This window comes from Xanthomonas sp. AM6 (assembly GCF_025665335.1).
GTDB lineage: Bacteria > Pseudomonadota > Gammaproteobacteria > Xanthomonadales > Xanthomonadaceae > Xanthomonas_A.
In genome coordinates this window covers 3689403-3704818 of sequence record NZ_CP106869.1, presented here as the reverse complement: position 1 = coordinate 3704818, position 15416 = coordinate 3689403, and the positions used below count along the sequence as shown (strand labels likewise).

Below are 15416 nucleotides of genomic sequence, written 5' to 3'. Positions count from 1 at the left end.
TTTGTGGGGTGCGGGAACGCCGCGCTGCCTCTGCAGGAGCGGCTTCAGCCGCGACCGGGAAAAGCCCGGTCGCGGCTGAAGCCGCTCCTGCAGGGTCGCATGGCTGAAACACCGAACAGCGCCCACCAAGCTGAACTTTTTCAGCCTCCCCAGTTATTTAGCGTATGCAGTGCCGGTATTGGTTGAAACTGCGCCGGGCCCTGCCTACACTCGCGGCGTCGTCTCGCCTGAATGGAAAAAAACCGATGCTGCGTATCGTTACGGCCGGCCTGCTTGGCCTGGCGCTGATTCCTGCCGCCCATGCCGCACCGGATTGTTCCGGCGACGTTCTGCCCAAGCCGCTGCCGTTGCCCGCCACGGTCGGTGCGCCGGTCGCCTCCGAGCTGTCCACGCGCAACCTGCAGCTGGGCATGCCCAGCGGCGTGCTGGCGCAGGGCTACAGCAGCGACCAGTCGCTGGACCGCGTGCTGCTGCGCCTGCGTGCCGAGGGCTGCCAGAGCCTGGCCAACGCGATCCCCGCCGGCGGCGCGGTGAAGCCGAACGACCCGGCCGCCTACAAGCCGACCACCGCGTTCGACAACACGCCCTGGCGGTTCGACATGAGCCAGAACGGCAAGCGCATGACCGCCGAGGAATTCGACGCCTGGATGAAGGCGCGCGGCGTGCGCGTGGTCAAGGCGCGTCCGGCCGCAGCGGCGGTGCCTGCCGTGGCGGCGCCCGACGCGGCCAAGCCGGCCGACAAGCAGTAAGCGCGGCGCGCGGTCGCCGGCCGCGCCTGCGCACGAAGCGCGAGCGGTGAAGCCTCCGCGTTCCCGCCGCCCGGCGCCGCGTCCCGCGGCGTCTGCGGTCAGTGCCGCGCCGAGACCGCGCGGCGCCGCTGCCGGCGAGGCCCGCCACGGCCTGGCGCGCACCTTGTCCAAGCTCGGCCTGTGCTCGCGCACCGAGGCCGCGCGCTGGATCGCCGCCGGCCGCGTCGCGGTCGACGGGCGCACCGTCACCGATCCCGAATTCCCGATCCTGCGCGGCCGCCACCGGCTGGCGCTGGACGGCGTGCCGCTGGCCGCGAGCCGGCGCATCTACCTGATGCTCAACAAGCCGCGCGGCCTGGTCACCACCGCGCAGGACGAGCGCGGCCGCGACACCGTCTACCGCTGTTTCGATGGCGCCGGGCTGCCCTGGCTGGCCCCGGTCGGGCGCCTGGACAAGGCCAGCGAAGGGCTGCTGCTGTTCTGCAACGATCCGCAGTGGGCGGCGCGGGTCACCGACCCGGCCAGCGGCCCGGACAAGACCTACCACGTGCAGGTCGATGCCGTGCCGGACGCGGCGCTGCTCGCGCGCATGTGCGCCGGCGTGGTGGTCGACGGCGAGCCGCTGCGCGCCAGGCAGGCGCGGCTGCTGCGCCAGGGCGACAGGCACGCCTGGCTGGAAGTGGTACTGGACGAGGGCCGCAACCGGCAGATCCGGCGCCTGCTCGAGGCGCTGGGCCTGGGTGTGCTGCGCCTGGTGCGCGTGGCGATCGGTCCACTGGTATTGGGCGAACTGGGCAAGGGCGGCTGGCGCGAACTCAGTGCCGACGAAGTCAGGGCGCTGGCGCCGGCGGCGGACGCCAGCGCGCCAGCCGCGCGCTGAGCAGGGTGGCGACCACCTCGCTCAGCGCGCGCATCCTGCGGGCCGCGCGCGTCGTGGCGGCGGCCCTTGGCGTGGTTGCAGCCGGCGCAGGCCAGGGCGAGGTTGCGCGCCGCGTTCGGTTCGCCGCCGGTCAGCTCGCACAGCGCGGCCGCGGCGCGGCGGCCGAACCAGGCCTGCGGCACCACGTGTTCCAGCGTGCTGTGGCCCAGCGGTTCGCCGTCGGCGCGCAGGCGCAGGCGCCGGCGGCAATGCAGGCAGCGCGTCTCCCAGGCGCCGTCCACCGCCTGCGCCTGCGCGTCGGTCTGCGCCGCCAGCAACAGCCGTTGGCGCAGCGCCGCGCGCATGCTCAGGCGGGGATGACGTTCAACTCGCGGCCGATGCGCACGAACGCGTCGATCGCCCGGTCCAGCTGCGCGCGGGTGTGCGCGGCGCTGATCTGGGTGCGGATCCGCGCCTGCCCCTTGGGCACCACCGGGAAGAAGAAGCCGATCGCGTAGATGCCTTCCTCCAGCAGCCGCTCGGCGAAGCGCTGCGCCAGCGGCGCGTCGTACAGCATCACCGGGCAGATCGGGTGGGTGCCGGGCTTGATGTCGAAGCCGGCCGCGGCCATGCGCTCGCGGAAGTAGGCGGTGTTCTCAGCCAGCTGCGCGCGCAGCTCGCCGGCCGCGTCCAGCATCGCGAACGCCTTGATCCCGGCGGCGACCACGTGCGGCGGCAGCGAGTTGGAGAACAGGTACGGGCGCGAGCGCTGGCGCAGCAGTTCGATCACCTCGCGGCGGCCGGTGGTGAAGCCGCCCAGCGCGCCGCCCATGGCCTTGCCCAGGGTGCCGGTGAAGATGTCGATCCGGTCCATCACTCCCTTGACCTCGGCCGAGCCGCGGCCGGTCGCGCCGAGGAAGCCGGTGGCGTGGCATTCGTCGATGTGCACCAGCGCGTTGTACTTCTTCGCCAGCGCGGTGATCTGGTCCAGCGGGGCGATGAAGCCGTCCATCGAGAACACGCCGTCGCTGGTGATCAGCTTGGTCTTGCAGCCGGCCGCGTCGGCGGCCTGCAGCTGCGCCTCCAGGTCGGCCATGTCGCAGTTGGCGTAGCGGAAGCGCTTGGCCTTGCACAGGCGCACGCCGTCGATGATCGAGGCGTGGTTGAGCGCGTCGGAGATGATCGCGTCGGCCTCGCCGAGCAGCGGTTCGAACAGCCCGCCGTTGGCGTCGAAGCAGGCGGCGTAGAGGATGGTGTCCTCGGTGCCGAAGAACGCGGCGATCTGCGCTTCCAGCTGCTTGTGCAGGTCCTGGGTGCCGCAGATGAAGCGCACCGAGGCCATGCCGAAGCCGTGGCTGTCCAGCGCGTCCTTGGCCGCCTGGATCAGCTCCGGGTGGTCGGCCAGGCCCAAGTAGTTGTTGGCGCAGAAGTTCAGCACCGTGCGGCCGCCGGCCAGGGCGATCTCGGCCGATTGCGGGCCGACGATGATGCGTTCGGACTTGAACAGGCCCTGCGCGCGGATCGCGTCCAGTTCGTCGGCGTAGTGCTGGGTAAGGCTGGAATCGGTCATGACGGGCACGCGCAGGGGAAAGAAGCGAAGATTTTAACGCGGCGTGTGCGAAGGTCGGCGGGCGTCATGCACAAATGGCATAAGCATCGGCGGCGAAGTCATTTCACCGCGCCAATGCGGCTGCGCAGCATGGCGCACTGGCCGCGACGCGCGCGGCCGGACCGCCTGCGTCGCCCGCCCCTCACTCCGGAGATCCGCCCATGCCCAGCCTCCTGCCGCGCCGATTCAGCCCGCTGCTCGCGCTCGCGCTGTGCGCGTTCGCCGGCAGCGCTGCCGCGCGCGACGTGCAGTTGCTCAACGTGTCCTACGATCCCACGCGCGAGCTGTACCGCGACTACAACGCGGCCTTCGCCAAGCACTGGGAGCAGACCCACGGCGGCGACAAGGTCACCGTGGAGACCTCCCACGGCGGCTCCGGCAAGCAGGCGCGCTCGGTCATCGACGGGGTCGAGGCCGACGTGGTGACGCTGGCGCTGGCCTACGACGTGGACGCGATCGCCGAGAAGGGCAAGCTGATCGATCCGGGCTGGGCCAAGCGCCTGCCCGACAACAGCGCGCCGTACACCTCCACCATCGTGTTCCTGGTGCGCAAGGGCAATCCGAAGAAGATCAAGGACTGGCCGGACCTGCTGCGCACCGGCGTGTCGGTGATCACCCCGAACCCGAAGACCTCCGGCGGCGCGCGCTGGAACTACCTGGCCGCCTGGGCCTACGCCGACCACATCTTCAAGGGCGACCGCGAGCGCATCCTCGGCTACATGCGCGCGCTGTTCCGCAACGTGCCGGTGCTGGACACCGGCGCGCGCGGCGCCACCACCACCTTCGTCCAGCGCGGCATCGGCGACGTGCTGCTGGCCTGGGAGAACGAGGCGTTCCTGGCCCAGGAGGAACTGGGCAAGGACAAGTTCGAGATCGTGGTGCCGAAGCTGTCGATCCTGGCCGAGCCGTCGGTGGCGGTGGTCGACAAGAACGTGGACAAGCACGGCACCCGCGCCGTCGCCGAGGAGTACCTGAAGTACCTGTACTCGCCGGAAGGGCAGAAGATCGCGGCCAGGCACTACTACCGCCCGCGCCACCCCGAGTACGCCGACCGCGCCGACGTCGCACGCCTGCCGAAGGTGCAGCTGGTGACCATCGACCAGCAGTTCGGGTCCTGGGCCAAGGCCCAGGCCGAGCATTTCAACGATGGCGGCCTGTTCGACCAGATCCAGGCGAGCAAGTGACGCAATGGCAGTGAACGCATGGCAGTGAACGCCGCCGCGGTCGCACGCCCCCGCTCGCGGCGCAGGGTGATCCCCGGGCTCGGCCTGAGCCTGGGGATCACCCTGGCCTGGCTGGGGCTGGTGGTGCTGATCCCGCTGCTGGGCGTGGTGCTCAAGACCAGCGGCCTGGGCTGGCACGGGGTGTGGCAGGTGTGGAGCGAACCGCGGGTGCTGTCGGCGCTGCGGGTCAGCTTCGGCACCGCGTTCGCCGCCGCCGCGTTCAACGCGGTGATGGGCACCTGGGTGGCCTGGGTGTTCGTGCGCTACCGCTTCCCCGGCAAGCGCCTGTTCGACGCGATGATCGACCTGCCGTTCGCGCTGCCGACCGCGGTGGCCGGCATCGCGCTGACCGCGCTGTACGGCGGCAACGGCTGGGTCGGCCGCTGGCTGGAACCGTTGGGGCTGAAGATCGCCTACACCCAGCTCGGCATCGTGGTGGCGCTGGTGTTCGTCGGCCTGCCGTTCGTGGTGCGGATCGTGCAGCCGGTGCTGGCCGAGGCCGAGCGCGAACTGGAAGAGGCCGCGGCCACGCTCGGCGCCGGTCGCTGGCAGACCATCCGCCGCGTGGTATTGCCGGGGCTGTGGCCGGCGGTGCTGACCGGCTTCGCGCTGGCCTTCGCGCGCGGCGTCGGCGAGTACGGCTCGGTGATCTTCATCGCCGGCAACCTGCCCAACGCCACCGAGATCGCGCCGCTGCTGATCACCATCCGCCTGGAGGAGTTCGACTATGCCGGCGCCACCGCGATCGCCGCGGCGATGCTGCTGCTGTCGTTGCTGATGCTGTTGCTGGTCAACGGCGTGCAGGCGCGGTTCGCGCGGCGCGGCCTGGCGGCGCACTGAGATGAGCGATACCGTGTCCACGTTGACCCTGCCGTTTTCGGAGAATGCGTTGAGCGCATCGCCGCCCGTCCGCCGCCGCGCCGCGTCGGTCACCACCGAGCCGTGGTGGGTGCAGGCGCTGCTGATCCTCGGCGCGTTGGGCTTCCTGCTGGCGTTCCTGTTCCTGCCGCTGCTGCTGGTGTTCGTCGAAGCGTTGCGCGGCGGGCTGGGCGTGTTCTGGCGGGCGGTGTCCGATCCCGATGCGCTGGCCGCGATCCGCCTGACCCTGCTGGTGACCGCGATCGTGGTGCCGTTGAACCTGGTGTTCGGCGTGGCCGCGGCGTGGGCGGTGAGCAAGCACCGCTTTCCCGGCAAGCGCCTGCTGGTGAGCCTGATCGACCTGCCGTTCTCGGTGTCGCCGGTGGTCGCCGGCCTGGTCTTCATCCTGATCTTCGGCCGCAACGGTTGGGCCTGGCCGTTGATCGACGAGGGCTGGCGGCTGCACCTGCCGGTGTTCGGCGAGGTGCTGCTGCAGCTGCCGCGGATCGTGTTCGCGCTGCCCGGCATCGTGCTGGCGACGACCTTCGTCACCTTCCCGTTCATCGCCCGCGAGCTGATGCCGCTGATGGAGCAGCAGGGCAGCGACGAGGAACTGGCGGCGCTGAGCCTGGGCGCCAGCGGCTGGCAGATGTTCTGGCGGGTGACCATGCCCAACATCCGCTGGGGCCTGCTGTACGGCGTGCTGCTGTGCAGTGCGCGGGCGATGGGCGAGTTCGGCGCGGTGTCGGTGGTGTCCGGGCACATCCGCGGCCGCACCAACACGCTGCCGCTGCATGTGGAAATCCTCTACAACGAATACGCCTACAGCGCCGCGTTCGCCTGCGCCAGCCTGCTGGCGCTGACCGCGCTGCTGACGTTGGCGCTGAAGTCCTACCTGGAATGGCGCCACGGCGAATCGCTGGCCGCCAATCACCGACACTGAGGTTGCGATGACCATCCGCGTACAGCACCTGGGCAAGCGATTCGACGCGTTCGTCGCGCTCGACGACGTCAGCCTGGACATCCACCAGGGCGAGCTGCTGGCGCTGCTCGGGCCGTCGGGCTCGGGCAAGACCACGCTGCTGCGGGTCATTGCCGGGCTCGAACACGCCGACGCCGGGCGCGTGCTGATCGACGGCGAGGACGCGACCGGCCTGCCGGTGCAGTCGCGCCGGGTCGGCTTCGTGTTCCAGCACTACGCGCTGTTCCGGCACATGAACGTGCGCGACAACATCGCCTTCGGCCTGCGCGTGCGCCGCGGCGCCGAGCGCCTGGCCGAGCCGCGGATCCGCGAACGGGTCAGCGAGTTGCTGGCGCTGGTGCAGCTCGACGGGCTGGAATCGCGCTATCCCACGCAGCTGTCCGGCGGCCAGCGCCAGCGCGTGGCGCTGGCCCGCGCGCTGGCGATCGAGCCGCGCGTGCTGCTGCTGGACGAACCGTTCGGCGCGCTCGACGCGCAGGTGCGGCGCGACCTGCGGCGCTGGCTGCGCGAACTGCACGACCGCACCGGGCTGACCACCGTGTTCGTCACCCACGACCAGGAAGAGGCGCTGGAACTGGCCGACCGCGTGGCGATCCTCAACCGCGGGCGCATCGAGCAGCTCGGCAGCCCGGCCGATGTCTACGACCGCCCGGTGTCGCCGTTCGTGTACGGCTTCGTCGGCGCGGTCAACCGGCTGCCGGCGCAGCTGCACGACGGCCAGCTGCAGGTCGCCGGGCTGGCGCTGCCGGCGCCGGACACGCCCTTGTCCAGCGGCCCGGTCGACCTGTACGTGCGCCCGGAGGACCTGGCCCCCGGCGACAGCGGCTGGGCGGCGACGGTGCTGTCCTCGCAGCGCAGCGGCTCGCGCCTGCGCCTGCGCGCGCAACTGGCGCACGGCCAGGACGAAGTGGAAGTGGAACTGCCGGCCGGCGAGGGCACGGCGCGCTATGCGCCGGGCCAGGTGCTGCAGCTGAGCGCGCGCCGCTTCGGCCTGTTCGCGCAGCGCGGCTAGGATCCGTCCGGATCCGCGGGGCAGCGGCGCTTGCGCGTTTTCGACCGAGTTTGTCGCCAAGCGGCTGGTTGTGGGAGCGACTTCGGCCGCGACGGGGCTCTCCCGGGAAAGGCCCTGTCGCGACTGAAGTCGCTCCTACAGGGAGCAGTTGCCGGCAGGTCTGGCCAGCGCCGAGCGTGGGGCATGACGTAGACAAGCTTTGACCTCACGCACGCCGGCGCCGGGCCTGCAATGACTGGTTTGTCTTGAAAGTGTTGCACTGCAAGAAAAAAGCGGTTAAAAAAGTGTGAAGCCAGTGCAGGGGCAAGGCGCTGGAACCACCCCTCGACAAACCGCAGGAGAATGACCGGTGAACAAGATCAAGCTTGGTGTCGCCCTGGCCGTGGTGCTGGCCGCCTCCCCGCTGAGTGCCCTGGCCCAGGACGAGGCGCCTGCCTCGCCGATCACCGGTTCCTACGGCGTGGTCAGCGACTACGTGTTCCGCGGCGTCTCGCAGACCGACGAAGGCGTCGCGTTCCAGGCCGGCCTCACCTACACCTCGCCGTTCGGCCTGTACGTCGGCACCTGGGGCTCCAACGTCGATTTCGGCGAAGGCGATCCGGACTGGGAAGTGGACGGCTTCATCGGCTACAACGTCGACTTCGCCGAGAACTGGAACTTCGACGTGATGCTCAACCGCTACGGCTACCCCGGCGCAGGCGGTTCCAACTACAACGAGCTGATCACCAAGACCAAGTTCCTGGACACCTACGCGCTGACCGTCGCCTACACCGACGACGTCTACGGCCTGGACGAGGACAGCTTCTACTACGCGCTGGACGGGAACTGGACCCTGCCGCACGACTTCACCATCGGCGCGCACGTCGGCCGCACCACCTATGCCAGCGCGCTGGTCGATTACCAGGACTACACCGACTACAGCGTCAGCGTCGGCAAGGCGCTCGGCCCGCTGGCGCTGAGCGTGGGCTACTACGACACCGACGACAAGGGCAACCAGAACTTCGGCGAGAAGCTGGCCGACCACCGCGTCGTGGTGTCGGGCACGATCGCGTTCTGATCCGCACCGCATCGTCGCGAACGAAGAAGGGCGCCCATGGCGCCCTTCTTTTTTGTGCGATGGCCAGGACGACGACGCAGACCCGGGCGGCGAGGCGGCGACATCGCCGCCGCGCCAGGCATCACCAGCTCAGTACCACCTTGCCGGCCTTGCCTTCCTCCATCAGGTCGAAGCCCTTCTGGAATTCGTCGATGGTCAGCTGGTGGGTGAGCACCTTGCCGAGCGGGAAGCCGGACAGCACCAGCTGGGTCATCTTGTACCAGGTCTCGTACATCTTGCGGCCGTAGATGCCCTGCACGGTCAGGCCCTTGAAGATGATCTTGTCCCAGTCGGCGCCGGCGCCGCGCGGCATGATGCCGAGCATGGCGATCTTGCCGCCGTGGTACATGCAGTCGAGCATGTCGTTGAACGCGCGCGGGTTGCCGCTCATCTCCAGGCCCACGTCGAAGCCTTCCATGTGCAGGTCGGCCATCACGTCCTTGAGCGACTGGTTGGCGACGTTGACCACGCGGGTGGCGCCCATGTCGGCGGCGAGCTTGAGGCGGAAGTCGTTGACGTCGGTGACCACCACGTTTCGCGCGCCGATGTGCTTGCAGATGCCGGCGGCGATGATGCCGATCGGGCCGGCGCCGGTGATCAGCACGTCCTCGCCGATCACGTCGAATTCCAGCGCGCAATGCGCGGCGTTGCCGTACGGGTCGAAGAAGGCGGCCAGCTCGGACGGGATCTGGTCCGGGATCGGCCACAGGTTGGAAGCCGGCATCACCATGTACTCGGCGAAGGCGCCGTTGACGTTGACGCCGATGCCGACCGTGTTCGGGCACAGGTGCGGGCGGCCGCCGCGGCAGTTGCGGCAATGGCCGCAGACGATGTGGCCTTCGGCCGACACGCGCTGGCCGACCTGATAGCCGCTGACCGCCGAGCCGAGCTCGGCGATGCGGCCGACGAACTCGTGGCCGATGGTCAGGCCGGGCTTGATCGTGCGCTGGCTCCATTCGTCCCACAGGTAGATGTGCAGGTCGGTGCCGCAGATCGCGGTCTTCTCCAGCTTGATCAGCACTTCGTTGGGGCCGGGCACCGGCACCGGCACCTGTTCCAGCCAGATGCCCTTGGCTGCGTCGCGCTTGACCAGCGCCTTCATTGTTTGCGCCATGGCGGTGCAAGACTCGGGGTTGAGAGGGCGCGAAGTATAAGCCGCCCGCAGGCGCGCCAATGTTGCGGCGCGGGCGGGGTGCCGTTGGTCACGGCCGCGGCGCCGGTTGCATTTGTTACAATCTAACGTCTGTCTAACGTTAGTCGCGAAGGAATCCACTCGATGCGCTCGAACCTGTTGGCTGTCGCCGTTGTCGCTACCCTGGCCTGTGCCCCGGCCGCCCGTGCCGGCGAAGGCATGTGGGTGCCGCAGCAATTGCCGGAGATCGCCGGCCCGTTGCAGCAGGCCGGCCTGAAGCTGTCGCCGCAGCAGCTGGCCGACCTGACCGGCGATCCGATGGGCGCGGTGGTGTCGCTGGGCGGCTGCACCGCCAGCTTCGTGTCCCCGCAAGGCCTGGTGGTGACCAATCACCACTGCGCCTACGGCGCGATCCAGCTCAACTCCACGCCGCAGAAGAACCTGATCCGCGACGGCTTCAGCGCGGCCAGCAACGGCGCCGAGCTCAGCGCCGGGCCGAACGCGCGCATCTACGTGCTCGACCGCATCACCGACGTCACCGGGCAGGCCAGGGCGGCGATGGCCGCCGCCGGCACCGACGCGCTCAAGCGCACGCAGGCGCTGGAGGCCTTCGACAAGGCCCAGGTCGCGGCCTGCGAAGCCGAGGCCGGCTACCGCTGCGAGCTGTACAGCTTCTCCGGTGGCAACACCTACCGCCTGTTCCGCACCCTGGAGATCCGCGACGTGCGCCTGGCGTACGCGCCGCCGTCGGGGATCGGCAAGTTCGGCGGCGACGTCGACAACTGGATGTGGCCGCGCCACACCGGCGATTTCTCGTTCTACCGCGCCTATGTCGGCAAGGATGGCAAGCCGGCCGCCTACGCCAAGGACAACGTGCCGTACCAGCCCAGGCATTTCCTCAAGTTCGCCGACCAGCCGCTGGGCGCCGGCGACTTCGTGATGGTGGCCGGCTATCCGGGCCGCACCAACCGCTACGCATTGGCCTCCGAATTCGACGCCACCGCCAACTGGGCCTATCCGACCGCCGCGCGCCAGTATCGCGACGTGATCGCGCTGGTGCAGCAGGCCGGCAAGCAGGACCCGGACATCCAGGTGAAGTACGCGGCGACGGTGGCCAGCTGGAACAACGTCGCCAAGAACTACGAAGGGCAACTGGAGGGTTTCAAGCGCATCGACGCGGCCGCGCAGAAGCAGGCCGAGGAACGCGCGGTGCTGGCCTGGCTCAAGCGCCAGGGCCGCGACGGCAAGGCGGCGCTGCAGGCGCATGCGCAGCTGCTGACGCTGGGCGAGCAGGCCAAGGCCACCCGCGACCGCGACCTGGTGCTGCGCCAGCTGCGCCGCACCGGCGTGCTCGGCAGCGCGGTGTCGCTGTACCGCCTGGCGATCGAGCGCGCCAAGCCCGATGCCGAGCGCGAGCCCGGCTACCAGGAGCGCGACCTGCCGGAGATCGAGGGCGCGCTGAAGCAGATGGAGCGCCGCTACGTCGCGTCGATGGACGGGCAACTGCAGCGCTACTGGTTCGACCAGTACCTGAAGCTGCCGAAGGCGCAGCGCCTGCCCGCCCTGGACCAGTGGCTGGCCGGCGCCGACGCGCAGGCCGCCGCGGCGCGCCTGGCCGGCACCGGGCTGGGCAGCACCGAGGAACGCCTGAAGTGGCTGCGCGCCGATCGCGCCGCGTTCGAATCCAGCGACGATCCGGCGCTGCGCTACGCGGTCGCGCTGATGCCGGCGCTGCTGCAGATCGAGCGCGAGGAAAAGCGCCGCGAGGGCGAGGAACTGCTGGCGCGTCCGCGTTACCTGCAGGCGCTGGCCGACTACAAGAAGAGCCAGGGCGAGTCGGTGTACCCGGACGCCAACTCCTCGCTGCGCATCACCTTCGGCAACGTCAAGGGCTACGCGCCCAAGGACGGCGTGGCCTACACCCCGTTCACCACGCTCGAAGGCGTGCTGGCCAAGGACACCGGTGCCGATCCGTTCGATTCGCCCAAGGCCCTGCTCGACGCGGCCAAGGCCAAGCGCTACGGCGGACTGGAGGACAAGCGGCTGGGCTCGGTGCCGGTCAACTTCCTGTCCGACCTGGACATCACCGGCGGCAACTCCGGTTCGCCGGTGCTCGACGCGCAGGGCAAGCTGGTCGGCCTGGCGTTCGACGGCAACTGGGAGTCGGTGAGCTCCAACTGGGTGTTCGACCCGGCGATGACCCGGATGATCGCGGTCGATGCGCGCTACCTGCACTGGATCATGCAGGAAGTGGCGCCGTCGCCGCGGCTGCTGAAAGAGCTGAACCTGAAGCAGTAGGCGCAGGGCAGGGCGGCGGCGTGCGGTCGCCGCCACCGCGCGGCCTGCCCGCCGCTAAACGGCGGCGATGGCGGTCGCGGAGCGGGATGCGGTTCGGGGGTTTCCGGCGACGGAGCAGGTATCATGCCGCTCCGTTTTCGTTCGCGAGACGGACCTCTCCCCCAACGGAATTCCAGCGCATGCGCATCCTGCTCGCTCGCCACGGCGAAACCCCGTGGAACGCCGAAGGCCGCTACCAGGGCCAGATCGACATCGCGTTGTCGCCAGTCGGCGAAGCGCAGGCGCAGGCGCTGGGCGCACGCTTGCGCGAGGTACCGCTGACCCGCGCGGTGGCCTCGCCGCTGTCGCGCGCGCAGAGCACGGCCCGCTACGCGCTGGGCGCGCAACGCGAAGCGATGCTGCTGACCGATCCGGACCTGCAGGAAATCGCCCACGGCGAATGGGAAGGCCTGCTCGCCAGCGAGATCAACGACAAGGATCCGGCGCGGCTGCGCGCCTGGCGCGAGGAGCCGGACACGGTGCTGATGCCGGGCGGCGAATCGCTGCGCCAGGTGCTGGACCGTTCCTGGCGCGGCCTGACCCGCGCCGCCGAGGGCCTGGGCGAGGACGACACCTTGCTGGTGGTGGCGCACGACGCGGTCAACCGGGTGATCCTGTGCCGGGTGCTGGGCCTGCCGATCGCCAAGCTGTGGAGCTTCCGCCAGGCGCCGACCACGCTGAACCTGCTCGAAGGCCCGGACGTGGAACACCTGGAAGTGGTGCGCCTGAACGACTGCGCGCACCACACGCCGTTCTTCGGCGAGGCCAAGCACCGGGCGCTGTAGGTACGACGAAATCCGCGATCTGGATTGCAGTTCCGAGTCCAGCCTCGTGCATGGTGTTGCTTTGCTTCTTTGCTTTTGCTTCTCGGGTCCCGTGAGCCGCGGCACTTGGTCTGGGCGAAAACCCCGAAGGGGCGGCGCGCACGATGCGCGCCGTTTTTCGATGGCACAAGGATGTGCCTTCGAAAAATGCCCAGGCCAAGTGCGAACCCGGAGCGCGAAGCGCGGAGGGCGCGGCGCCCGGGTGTGCTTTCTTTTGGTTACTTTTCTTTGCACAAGCAAAGAAAAGTGACTCGCGCGTCAGCGCGAAAGCTTTGCTTCTTCGAGGCGTGTGATCGGAACACACCTCATCGAAAGGCTGGAAATACACAGATGAAAACCCTCCACGAATGGCTCGCCTACATCGAGCAGCAACACCCGCAGGACATCGCGATGGGCCTGGAGCGCGTGCGCGCGGTGGCCGAGCGCATGCGCCTGACCCGGCCGGCGAAGAAAGTCATCACCGTCGGCGGCACCAACGGCAAGGGCTCGACCGTGGCCTTCGTCGAGGCGATCGCGCGTGCCGGCGGCTGGACGGTGGGCAGCTACACCTCGCCGCACCTGCTGCGCTACAACGAGCGCGTGCGCATCGGCGGCGAAGAGGCCAGCGATGCGCAACTGGTGGCGGGCTTCGAAGCGGTGGACGCCGCGCGCGGCGATACGCCGCTGACCTATTTCGAGTACGGCACGCTGGCGGCGCTGTGGCTGTTCGAGCAGGCCGGGCTGGACCTGGCGGTGCTGGAAGTGGGGCTGGGCGGGCGCCTGGACGCGGTGAACCTGATCGACGCCGACGTGGCGGTGATCACCACCGTCGACATCGACCACACCGACTGGCTGGGCACCGACCGCGAGGCGATCGGCGCGGAGAAGGCCGGCATCGCGCGGCCGTGGAAGCCGCTGGTGCTGGGGGAGATCGATCCGCCGTCGAGCGTGCTGCGCCGCGCCTATGCGATCGGCGCCAACGCGATCCGCGCCGGCAGCGATTTCTTCCACGAGCCGATCGACGCCGAGCAGTGGCGCTGGCGCGACGTCGGCACCGAACTGGAGCTGCCGTGGCCGCAGCTGCGCGCGCCGGTGCAGCGCGCCAATGCCGCCACCGCCATCGCCGCGCTGCGCGCGCTGCGCAAGGCCTTGCCGCGCACCGCCTACGCCGAGGGCATCGCCGCGGCGCGGCTGCGCGGGCGCCTGCAGCCGTTCGCGCGCGACGGGGTGGAATTGCTGGTCGACGTCGGCCACAACCCGCAGGCCGCGCGCGAGCTGGCCGCGGCGCTGCAGGCGACGCCGTGCGCCGGCAGCACCCGCGCGGTGTTCGCCGCGCTGGCCGACAAGGACGCGGCCGGCGTGGTGCAGGCGCTGGCCGGGCAGGTCGCCGCCTGGCATCTGGCCGGGCTGCCCGGCCCGCGCGGGCAGAGCGGCGCGCAGCTGCAGGCGCGCCTGGCCGGCACCGACGCGGCCGTCGGCATGGTCGCCGACAGCGTGGCGCAGGCGCTGCAGCAGGCCCTGGCGCAGGCGCGGCCGGGCGACCGGGTGCTGGTCTTCGGCTCGTTCCACACCGCGGCCGACGCCTTGCACTGGCTGCATTCAGCCGGCTGACCCCGCCCGCCGCCGGCCCGACCTTATAATCGCGGCGGCACTCCGCCATGCCGCCCCCTCAAGCTTTCCGTGGATACCGTCCTGAAACAGCGACTGATTGGCGCCCTCGTCCTGGTGGCGCTCGCCGTGATCTTCCTGCCGATGCTGGTCAAGGGCCCCGCGCCCGACAGCGGCGTCGCCAATGTCCCGCTGAAGGCCCCGGACGCGCCGGCCGACGGCCAGTTCCAGACCCGCGAGCTGCCGCTGGTGACGCCGGGCGACGCGCCCAGCGGCGGCGCCGTGGGCATGGCCAGCGCGCCGGCCGCGGCGCCGGCGCCGGTGCAGGACAACCCCGATGCCGCCGACCTGGCCGCGCCGGCCGCCAGCAGCGCCGCGCAGCCGCTGCCGCCGACCGCGGCGGCCGGCAACTACGCGGTCAATTTCGGCGCCTATTCGACCCCGGCCGACGCCGATGCGGTGATCGCGCGGCTCAAGCAGGCGCAGCTGCCGGGCTTCCGCGAGGCGGCCACGATCGGCGGGCGCCAGGCCTGGCGGGTGCGGATCGGCCCGTATGCCGACCGGGCCCAGGCCGAATCGGTACGCCTGCAGGCGGTGAAGGTGCGCAACGACGTCAACGCGCAGGTAGTGACCCTGGACGCGCCGAGCGCAAGTTCGGTGGCCGCCGCGGCGCCGGCCGCGACCGCCGCGCCGGTCAAGACCGAGGCCCTGCCGCCGGAACCGGCCAAGCCGGTGCCCGCGGCCAAGCCGCCGGTCGCCGCGGCGCCCAAGCCCGAACCCGCCAAGCCCGAGCCGGCCAAGCCGGCGCCGGCCCCGGTGGCCGCGGCCAAGCCCGCGCCGAGCGTGCCGGCCGCACCGGCCGCGGCCGGCACCGGCTTCGCCGTGCAGCTGGGCGCCTTCGGCAAGGCCGAGGACGCCAACGCGATGCGCGACAAGGTCCGCGCCGCCGGCTTCAGCGCCTTCGTCGAACAGGTGCGCACCGACAAGGGCGCGCTGAACCGGGTGCGGGTCGGCCCTGTCGCCAATCGCGCCGAAGCCGAGCAGCTGCGCGCGCAGGTCGCGGCCAAGGTCGGCATCAGCGGTATGGTACGTCCACACCCTTGAACCGGGCCCCGGCCCGCGGAGTCGCAAGCATGTACCAGGGAAGG

13 protein-coding genes and 1 pseudogene are annotated in these 15416 nt (G+C 70.4%); 11 read left to right on the top strand and 3 right to left on the bottom strand.

Translation table 11 applies throughout. From position 1 onward, the window contains the following. Positions 1-245 precede the first annotated feature (245 nt). The gene (locus tag OCJ37_RS15765; protein ID WP_263110667.1) at positions 246-749 is read left to right on the top strand and encodes a hypothetical protein; all 504 of its coding nucleotides are present in this window, start codon (positions 246-248) and stop codon (positions 747-749) included. A gap of 151 nt (positions 750-900) precedes the next feature. Then, entirely contained in the window at positions 901-1629 is a 729-nt protein-coding gene (locus OCJ37_RS15760) for a pseudouridine synthase (protein ID WP_263113706.1), read from the top strand. Here the strand turns inward: OCJ37_RS15760 and OCJ37_RS15755 are convergent. Both OCJ37_RS15755 and kbl read right to left on the bottom strand, forming a co-directional pair. Next, positions 1580-1973: pseudogene (locus tag OCJ37_RS15755) on the bottom strand (HNH endonuclease). The gene OCJ37_RS15760 and the pseudogene OCJ37_RS15755 sit on opposite strands and share 50 nt — an antisense overlap. 2 nt (positions 1974-1975) lie before the next feature. Then, the gene (gene kbl, locus OCJ37_RS15750) at positions 1976-3178 is read right to left on the bottom strand and encodes a glycine C-acetyltransferase (RefSeq protein WP_263110666.1); all 1203 of its coding nucleotides are present in this window, start codon (positions 3176-3178) and stop codon (positions 1976-1978) included. Positions 3179-3378: 200 nt separating this feature from the next. On the opposite strand from kbl, the gene OCJ37_RS15745 reads away from it, so the two are divergent. From OCJ37_RS15745 to OCJ37_RS15725, 5 genes are all read left to right on the top strand, one after another. Further along, positions 3379-4401 (top strand): sulfate ABC transporter substrate-binding protein, encoded by a 1023-nt coding sequence (locus OCJ37_RS15745; protein ID WP_263110665.1) that lies wholly within the window; start codon positions 3379-3381, stop codon positions 4399-4401. Positions 4402-4419: 18 nt separating this feature from the next. Next, the gene (gene cysT, locus OCJ37_RS15740; RefSeq protein WP_263110664.1) at positions 4420-5280 is read left to right on the top strand and encodes a sulfate ABC transporter permease subunit CysT; all 861 of its coding nucleotides are present in this window, start codon (positions 4420-4422) and stop codon (positions 5278-5280) included. Position 5281: 1 nt separating this feature from the next. Continuing rightward, positions 5282-6241, top strand: a complete 960-nt coding sequence (cysW, locus tag OCJ37_RS15735) for a sulfate ABC transporter permease subunit CysW (RefSeq protein WP_263110662.1) — start codon at positions 5282-5284, stop codon at positions 6239-6241. 7 nt (positions 6242-6248) lie between these two features. Then, the gene (locus tag OCJ37_RS15730; protein WP_263110661.1) at positions 6249-7292 is read left to right on the top strand and encodes a sulfate/molybdate ABC transporter ATP-binding protein; all 1044 of its coding nucleotides are present in this window, start codon (positions 6249-6251) and stop codon (positions 7290-7292) included. 349 nt (positions 7293-7641) lie between these two features. Next, a complete protein-coding gene (locus tag OCJ37_RS15725; RefSeq protein ID WP_263110660.1) occupies positions 7642-8349 on the top strand; it encodes a TorF family putative porin in 708 nt (235 codons plus the stop codon). 121 nt (positions 8350-8470) lie between these two features. Here OCJ37_RS15725 and tdh read toward each other — a convergent pair whose 3' ends face one another. After that, a complete protein-coding gene (gene tdh, locus OCJ37_RS15720; RefSeq protein ID WP_263110659.1) occupies positions 8471-9502 on the bottom strand; it encodes an L-threonine 3-dehydrogenase in 1032 nt (343 codons plus the stop codon). Positions 9503-9664: 162 nt separating this feature from the next. Between tdh and OCJ37_RS15715 the strand changes: the two genes are divergently transcribed. From OCJ37_RS15715 to OCJ37_RS15700, 4 genes are all read left to right on the top strand, one after another. Beyond that, entirely contained in the window at positions 9665-11818 is a 2154-nt protein-coding gene (locus tag OCJ37_RS15715) for a S46 family peptidase (protein WP_263110658.1), read from the top strand. A gap of 179 nt (positions 11819-11997) precedes the next feature. After that, entirely contained in the window at positions 11998-12642 is a 645-nt protein-coding gene (locus OCJ37_RS15710) for a histidine phosphatase family protein (RefSeq protein WP_263110657.1), read from the top strand. Between the two features lie 369 nt (positions 12643-13011). Then, on the top strand, positions 13012-14271 hold the full coding sequence (gene folC / locus OCJ37_RS15705; RefSeq protein WP_263110656.1) for a bifunctional tetrahydrofolate synthase/dihydrofolate synthase: 1260 nt from the start codon (positions 13012-13014) through the stop codon (positions 14269-14271). Positions 14272-14340: 69 nt separating this feature from the next. Beyond that, positions 14341-15372 (top strand): SPOR domain-containing protein, encoded by a 1032-nt coding sequence (locus tag OCJ37_RS15700; protein ID WP_263110655.1) that lies wholly within the window; start codon positions 14341-14343, stop codon positions 15370-15372. The last annotated feature ends 44 nt before the right edge of the window (positions 15373-15416 follow it).

Coding starts and splice junctions, on each gene's coding strand:
- OCJ37_RS15765 (WP_263110667.1), top strand. CDS start 246: ATGCTGCGTATCGTTACGGCCGGCCTGCTTGGCCTGGCGCTGATTCCT.
- kbl (WP_263110666.1), bottom strand. CDS start 3,178: ATGACCGATTCCAGCCTTACCCAGCACTACGCCGACGAACTGGACGCG.
- OCJ37_RS15745 (WP_263110665.1), top strand. CDS start 3,379: ATGCCCAGCCTCCTGCCGCGCCGATTCAGCCCGCTGCTCGCGCTCGCG.
- cysT (WP_263110664.1), top strand. CDS start 4,420: ATGGCAGTGAACGCCGCCGCGGTCGCACGCCCCCGCTCGCGGCGCAGG.
- cysW (WP_263110662.1), top strand. CDS start 5,282: ATGAGCGATACCGTGTCCACGTTGACCCTGCCGTTTTCGGAGAATGCG.
- OCJ37_RS15730 (WP_263110661.1), top strand. CDS start 6,249: ATGACCATCCGCGTACAGCACCTGGGCAAGCGATTCGACGCGTTCGTC.
- tdh (WP_263110659.1), bottom strand. CDS start 9,502: ATGGCGCAAACAATGAAGGCGCTGGTCAAGCGCGACGCAGCCAAGGGC.
- OCJ37_RS15715 (WP_263110658.1), top strand. CDS start 9,665: ATGCGCTCGAACCTGTTGGCTGTCGCCGTTGTCGCTACCCTGGCCTGT.
- OCJ37_RS15710 (WP_263110657.1), top strand. CDS start 11,998: ATGCGCATCCTGCTCGCTCGCCACGGCGAAACCCCGTGGAACGCCGAA.
- folC (WP_263110656.1), top strand. CDS start 13,012: ATGAAAACCCTCCACGAATGGCTCGCCTACATCGAGCAGCAACACCCG.